The 6467-nt window shown below is 70.6% G+C and carries 8 protein-coding genes; 6 read left to right on the top strand and 2 right to left on the bottom strand.

From position 1 onward, the window contains the following. From AC3XYG_RS17685 to AC3XYG_RS17675, 3 genes are all read left to right on the top strand, one after another. On the top strand, positions 1-895 hold an 895-nt coding region (locus tag AC3XYG_RS17685; RefSeq protein ID WP_489141165.1), incomplete at its 5' end, for an ABC transporter ATP-binding protein. Beyond that, on the top strand, positions 892-1911 hold the full coding sequence (locus AC3XYG_RS17680) for an ABC transporter ATP-binding protein (protein WP_489141164.1): 1020 nt from the start codon (positions 892-894) through the stop codon (positions 1909-1911). The genes AC3XYG_RS17685 and AC3XYG_RS17680, both read left to right, overlap by 4 nt. Then, positions 1901-3418: a carboxypeptidase M32 gene (locus AC3XYG_RS17675; RefSeq protein ID WP_489141163.1), complete on the top strand. Its 1518-nt coding sequence runs from the start codon at positions 1901-1903 to the stop codon at positions 3416-3418. The genes AC3XYG_RS17680 and AC3XYG_RS17675 overlap by 11 nt, the downstream gene beginning before the upstream one ends. A 6-nt stretch (positions 3419-3424) precedes the next feature. Here AC3XYG_RS17675 and AC3XYG_RS17670 read toward each other — a convergent pair whose 3' ends face one another. Further along, on the bottom strand, positions 3425-4330 hold the full coding sequence (locus AC3XYG_RS17670) for an AraC family transcriptional regulator (protein ID WP_489141166.1): 906 nt from the start codon (positions 4328-4330) through the stop codon (positions 3425-3427). A 222-nt stretch (positions 4331-4552) separates the two neighbouring features. Between AC3XYG_RS17670 and AC3XYG_RS17665 the strand changes: the two genes are divergently transcribed. After that, complete coding sequence (locus tag AC3XYG_RS17665; RefSeq protein WP_489141162.1) at positions 4553-5263, top strand: SDR family oxidoreductase; 711 nt, start codon at positions 4553-4555, stop codon at positions 5261-5263. Between the two features lie 5 nt (positions 5264-5268). Beyond that, the gene (locus tag AC3XYG_RS17660; RefSeq protein ID WP_489141161.1) at positions 5269-5580 is read left to right on the top strand and encodes a hypothetical protein; all 312 of its coding nucleotides are present in this window, start codon (positions 5269-5271) and stop codon (positions 5578-5580) included. On the opposite strand, the gene AC3XYG_RS17655 is transcribed toward AC3XYG_RS17660, so the two are convergent. After that, a complete protein-coding gene (locus tag AC3XYG_RS17655) occupies positions 5581-6213 on the bottom strand; it encodes an adenylate/guanylate cyclase domain-containing protein (RefSeq protein WP_489141160.1) in 633 nt (210 codons plus the stop codon). It lies immediately after the preceding gene. Positions 6214-6283: 70 nt separating this feature from the next. On the opposite strand from AC3XYG_RS17655, the gene AC3XYG_RS17650 reads away from it, so the two are divergent. Next, positions 6284-6467 (top strand): hypothetical protein (locus tag AC3XYG_RS17650; RefSeq protein WP_489141159.1); only part of this gene is annotated, 184 nt, incomplete at its 3' end.

The raw sequence follows: 6467 nt of genomic DNA, 5'->3' as shown, positions 1-6467 counted from the left end.
GCTGGGGCTGGTCGGCGAATCCGGCTCGGGCAAGAGCGTCACCCTGCGCGCCATCCTGGGGCTGGTGCGGCCGCCGGTGCGGATCGCCGGCCAGGTGCTGTGGCAGGGGCGCGACCTGCTGACCCTGCCACCCGCAGCCCTTCGCCGGGTGCGCGGCGGCGAGATCGCGACCATCTTCCAGGAGCCGATGACGGCGCTGAATCCGGTGCTCCCGATCGGGCTGCAGATCGACGAGAGCCTGAGGGCCCACACCCAGCTGGGCCGCCGGGCGCGGCACGACCGGGCGCGCGAACTGCTGGACCTGGTCGGCATTCCCGCTGCGGCCAAGCGCCTGGAGGACTACCCCCACCAGTTCTCCGGCGGCATGCGCCAGCGGGCGATGATCGCCATCGCCCTGGCCTCCGAACCCCAGCTGCTGCTGGCGGACGAGCCGACCACGGCGCTGGACGTCACCATCCAGGACCAGATCCTGACCCTGCTGCTGCAGCTGCGCGACCGGCTGGGGATGGGCGTGATCCTGGTGACCCACGATCTCGGCGTGGTGGCACAGAGCTGCGACCGCATGGCGGTGATGTATGCCGGCCGCGTGGTCGAGACCGGGCCGGTGGCTAACGTGTTCCGGCAGCCGCGCCATGCCTACACGCTGGGGCTGCTGAATTCGGTGCCGCGCGGCGACGGGGTGCGCCAGCCGCTGCAATCGATCGACGGATCGCCGCCGTCGCTGACCGACCGGCCACCCGGCTGTGCCTTCGCCCCGCGCTGCGCCTTCGCCACGCCGCGATGCCGGGCCGAGCTGCCGGTGCTGACCCCTGTCGGGCCGGATGCCGCCGTGGCCTGCTTCGAGACCGACCGCGTTGCCGCGGCATCCCTGACCACCGACCAGGGGGCCGCATGACCGCGCCGCTGTTGGAAGTCTCCGGCCTGACCAAGCGCTTCCGGATGGAGCGCTCGGTCGGCGACACGCTGCGCCGCAAGCCGCACCCGGCGGTGCATGCGCTGAACGGCGTCGACCTGTCGGTTCAGCGCGGCGAGACCCTGGGCATCGTCGGTGAATCCGGCAGCGGCAAATCCACCCTGGCCCGCTGCATCGTCCGGCTGATCGAGGCCGATGAGGGCACGCTGCGCTATGACGGCGTCGACATCCGGGGCCTAGCCGGCGGCGACCGCAGGGCCTTCAACCGCCGGGTGCAGATGGTGTTCCAGGACCCGCGCGGCTCGCTCAACCCGCGCATGACGGTGCGCCAGACCCTGGCCGAGGCGCTGTCGGTCCACCGCATGCGGCCGAAGGCCGGCATCCCCGGCCGGATCGCCGAGCTGATGGAGCTGGTGCGGCTGCCGCCCGAGGCGGCCGATCGCTATCCGCATGAGTTTTCCGGCGGCCAGCGCCAGCGCATCGGCATCGCCCGGGCGCTGTCGGTCGAACCGGAATGCCTGATCGCGGACGAGCTGGTCTCGGCCCTCGACGTCTCGGTCCAGGCCCAGGTGGTGAACCTGCTGCTGGAGTTGCAGCAGCGGCTGAACCTGACCATCCTGTTCGTGGCGCATGACCTGCGGCTGGTCCGCCATCTGTCGCACCGGGTGGCGGTGATGTATCTCGGCAGCATCGTCGAGACGGGTGAGACCGAGGCGCTGTTCGCGGCGCCGCAGCACCCCTACACCCAGGCGCTGCTGGCGGCCGCCCCCGACCTGGATCCCACCAAACGCCACCGCGTCCCGGCGGCGAAGGGCGAGCTGCCCAGCCCGGTGAACCTGCCCAGCGGCTGCACCTTCCACCCGCGCTGCCCGCACGCCTTCGACCGCTGCCGCATCGAGGCGCCGCTGCCGCGCCCGACCGCGACCGGCACCGCCGCCTGCCATCTGCTGGATCTGGCGACGCCGAACCGACAGGAGATCCCCGTCCATGGGCTATGACCGTTTCGTCGCGGAATCCGGCCGGGTCAACGACGTGCTGAACGCCGTCAACCTGCTGACCTGGGATTCCCGGACGCAGATGCCGGCGGGCGGCACCGCATCGCGCGGCCAGCAGATCGCGACGCTGACGTCACTGGCCCGGCAGATCGCCACCGGCCCGGCGATGCGCGACGCGCTGGCCGCCGCCCGGGACGAGGTGGCGGGCGAGCTGGAGAACAGCCGGCGCCGCCGCGCCGTCGCGGCGATGCAGGACGGGATCGCAGCACTGGACCGCATTCCGGAGGCGCTGCTGCACGAGGCGGCGCTGCTGAAGACCGAAGCCCAGGCGGCCTGGGTGGCGGCGCGGGCCCGGTCCGACTTCCCGGCCTTCCAGCCGTATCTGGAGCGCAGCTTCGCCCTGCAGCGGCGCATTGCCGACGCGCTGGGCTGGGCCGAGCATCCCTATGACGCGCTGGTGGCGCAGTACGAGCCGGGCATGACCCTGGCCCGGCTGCAGCAGCTGTTCGCCACACTGCGCACCCGGCTGCGGCCGCTGCTGGCCCGGGTGCAGGACCAGCCGCCGCCGCGCCGCGACTTCCTGGATCGCGACTATCCCGTCGACCGGCAGAAAGCCTTCGCCCGCAGCCTGACCGAGCTGGTCGGCTTCGACTACGGCCGCGGCCGGCTGGACGAGGCGGTGCATCCGTTCGAGATCTCGTTCACCCGCGACGATGTCCGCATCACCGCGCGCTACCGCCCCAACTTCCTGCCGGCGGGGCTGTTCGCGGCGCTGCACGAGGCCGGGCACGGCCTGTACGAGCAGGGCATCGACCCGGAGCTGACCCGGTCGGCGCTGGCAACCGACATCGTCAACCTCTATGGCGTCGGCGGCGCCAGCTTCGGCATGCACGAATCCCAGTCGCGGCTGCTGGAGAACCGGGTCGGCCGGTCCCGCCGGTTCTGGGAGCTGCATTTCGGCCGGCTGCGCGACGCCTTCCCGGACCAACTGGCCGACGTCTCGGCCGCGGAATTCTGGCGCGCCGTCAACTTGGTGCGGCCGGGCCTGATCCGGGTCGAAGCCGATGAGCTGACCTACGATCTGCACATCATGCTGCGGGTCGAGCTGGAGGCCGCCATCGTCGCCGGCGACCTGGCCGTGGCCGATTTGCCCGCCGCCTGGGCCGAGCGGATGCGCGACGATCTGGGCCTCACCGTGCCCGACGATGCCCGCGGCGTGCTGCAGGACATCCACTGGTCGACCGGCTACGTCGGCTCCTTCCCGACCTACACGCTGGGCAACGTCATGGCCTCGCAGTTGTACGCGGTGGCGGAGCAGGATGCGGCCGTGACCCCCGGGCTGGCCGCCGGCGACTACGCACCCCTGCGGGGTTGGCTGAACCACGCGGTACACCGCCACGGCCGCTCGCGCCTGCCGGAGGAGATCCTGCAGGCCGCCACCGGACGCGGCCTCGACCCCGAGCCGTACCTCGCCTATCTCGAAGGCAAGTACCCGGTGGCCGACGCCTGACCGGCCCTATTCCGCGGCCATCGGCCCACGGGCGGCGTCGATGTCCCGCAGCGGCGACAGGCCGTAGAGGCGACTGTATTCCCGGCTGAACTGCGACGGGCTCTGATAGCCGACGCTATAGCCCGCCGTGCCGACGTCCAGGCGCTCCATCAGCATCAGCCGGCGCGCCTCGTGCAGGCGCAGCTGCTTCTGGTACTGCATCGGCGTCAGCGCCGTGACGGCCTTGAAGTGGTGGTGCAGCGACGAGACGCTCATCCCGACATGCCGGGCCAGGTCCTCGATGCGCAGCGGCTGGGCGAAGTTCTGCCGCAGCCAGGCGATGGCCCGGGCGATCCGGTTGCTCGGGGTCTCGCTGGTCGCGATCTGCAGCAGGCGCGGGCCGAACGGGCCGGTCAGCAGCCGGTACAGGATCTCCTGCTCGATCAGCGGCGCCAGCGCCGGGATGTCGCCCGGCCGGTCGAGCAGCCGCAGCAGCCGCAACGATGCATCGAGCAGCTCCACCGGGGCCGTGTTGACGCCCACGCCGCGCATCTGGTCGGGGGCAAGGGCGGATCGTGCCGGGCCGACCCGGCCCAGCACATCCTTCAGCCGGTCCGGCGCGATCGCCATGCCGAGGCCCAGATGCGGCACGGCTGCGCTCGCCTCCGTCACCCGGGAGGCGACGGGAAGATCGATCGACACCACGAGATAGTCGCCGACGCCATAGCGATAGAGCTCCGCCCCCAGCCCCAGGCTCTTGGCGCCCTGGACCACCAGCGCGAAACAGGGCCATTGCGCCGTGTGCAGCGGCTGGGTCGGGGATGAGCGCCGGTTGAAGAACAGGCTGCCGATCGCGGTCGGATACTCACCGTCGCTGGTGGCGAAACGGGCAATGATCGATGCCATCTCCTGATAGGGGTCGAGGACGGGCATCGGCACGGATCCGCTGTCTTTCGGGACCCCGATGATATCCGATCCTGCATTGCGGGCCAGCCGCCCGGATCCGGATTTGCAGGATCGTCTATGAATCCTGCAGGATCGCGATAACGCCGGAGGACCGCCGGATCGCATAACCCCGTCACGGGACGTCGGCTCCCGCAACCACCCCAGGCGGGGCATTCCGTGACGAACGCATCACCGATATCGGGCAAAATCGTGCTGATCACCGGCGCCAGCAGCGGCATCGGCGAGGCCACGTCCCGCCACCTCGCGACCAACGGCCACCGGGTGGTCCTCGGCGCCCGGCGCATGGACCGGATCGCCGCCCTGGCCCAGGAGATCCGCGATACCGGCGGCGACGCGCTGCATCATGAGCTCGACGTGACCGACCTGGACAGCATGAAGGCCTTCGTCTCCTCGGCCCATGCGCATTACGGCCGGATCGACGTGCTGGTGAACAATGCCGGCATCATGCCGCTGTCGCCGATCGAGGATCTACGGGTCGATGAGTGGAACCGGATGATCGACGTCAACCTGCGAGGCGTCCTGCACGGTATCGCCGCGGTGCTGCCGATCATGCGCGCCCAAGGCGCCGGCCACATCGTCAATGTGGCATCGACTTCGGCCCACCGGGTCGATCCCACCGCCGCCGTCTATTGCGCCACCAAATTCGCGGTGCGGGCGCTGTCCGAAGGGCTGCGGCAGGAAAGCCGGAACCTGCGCGTGACCGTGGTCAGCCCCGGCCTGACCCGCAGCGAGCTGTTCGACGGCATCGGCGACCCGCAGCTGCAGGCCGGCGTGCGCGCCATGCTCGACCAGTCCTCGATCCCAGCCTCGGCGATCGCGGAGGCGATCGGCTACGCCATCGGCCAGCCGGACAGTGTCGACGTCAACGAGTTGATCGTCCGCCCGACGGCGCAGGGGTGACCGCCATGGCTGAAGCCATCGAGATCACCACCTTCCGGCTCGTCGCCGACCGCACCGCCGCGGATTTCGTGGCCGCCAATGCCGATATCGACGAATGGCTGAACCGCCAGCCCGGCTTCCGGTCGCGGCGCATCGCCGAGATGGCGGACGGCTCGATCGTCGACCTGCTGATCTGGGCCTCGGCGGCCGAGGGCCACGATGCGGCCGAGCGGATCATGAGCGAGATGGGCCAGTCGCCGGTGCATGCCGTGATCGACCAGCGATCGGTGGCCTGGCGCATCGCGGAGGTCCGGCAGCAGACGGCAAAGACCCCGTAGTCAGCCCCGGACGGATTGATCCACCGCGGCATCCAGCGTGAACAGCTCCTGTGGCATGCGCACGCCGCGCAGGGCGTAGCGGCCGACCGAGACCAGACCGGCGGCCTCGACCCCTGCTGCCTGGGCGAACTGGGCCGAGATCAGGATCGGCTGGTCGGCCGACCGGCACATGTCGGCGATCCGGCTGGTCTCGTTCACCGCCGGGCCGACCACGGTGAAGTCGAGCCGGTCGGCGCTGCCGATATTGCCGAAGAACACCTCGCCGATGTGCAGCCCGACATACATCTGCGTCACCGGCAGCCCCTGCCCCGCCCGGCGCGGGTTCAGCTCGGCGATGGCGGCGACCGCCTGCCGCCCGGCGTCGAGTGCCGCGTGGCAGGCCCGGCTGCGATCGGCCGGTTCGCCGCCATTCGGCCGGAAGATCGCCAGCACGCCGTCGCCGATCAGCTTCAGCACATCGCCGCCGGCGGCCTGCACCGCGGAGATCACGGCATCGGCATAGTCGTTGAGCAGCGGGATGATTTCGGCGGGATCGGCCGAATCGGTGATGGTGGTGAAGCCGCGCAGGTCCGAGAACCAGAGCACGGCGTTGATCGTCTCGGTGGTGCCGCGGCTGATGCGGCCGCTCAGCACCCGCCGCCCGGCATCGCGGCCGAGATAGACCTCGACCAGGGTGCTGGCGATGCGGGTGAGGGCGCCGCTCTTGAAGGCGCGACCCGGCGGAGCAGACGCAGTCCAGCTCGCCGATCGCGTTGCCTTTGGCGATGCGGTGCACGAACACGAAATAATCCGTGTAGCCGTGCTCCTTCACTTCCTTGAGGACATCGAAATCCAGCGCGTCGCCGAAGCCGATGCGGCGGCGCATCTCCTCGCCGCCGGTCTGCAAC

It is taken from the genome of Inquilinus sp. (assembly GCF_057815775.1).
Note: the sequence above shows the minus strand (reverse complement) of the source record. Positions and strands in the feature narration are given on the sequence as shown.

What these genes read in the sequence shown, in the direction of transcription:
- AC3XYG_RS17680 (WP_489141164.1), top strand. Translation starts at nt 892, where the DNA reads ATGACCGCGCCGCTGTTGGAAGTCTCCGGCCTGACCAAGCGCTTCCGG.
- AC3XYG_RS17675 (WP_489141163.1), top strand. Translation starts at nt 1,901, where the DNA reads ATGGGCTATGACCGTTTCGTCGCGGAATCCGGCCGGGTCAACGACGTG.
- AC3XYG_RS17670 (WP_489141166.1), bottom strand. Translation starts at nt 4,330, where the DNA reads ATGCCCGTCCTCGACCCCTATCAGGAGATGGCATCGATCATTGCCCGT.
- AC3XYG_RS17660 (WP_489141161.1), top strand. Translation starts at nt 5,269, where the DNA reads ATGGCTGAAGCCATCGAGATCACCACCTTCCGGCTCGTCGCCGACCGC.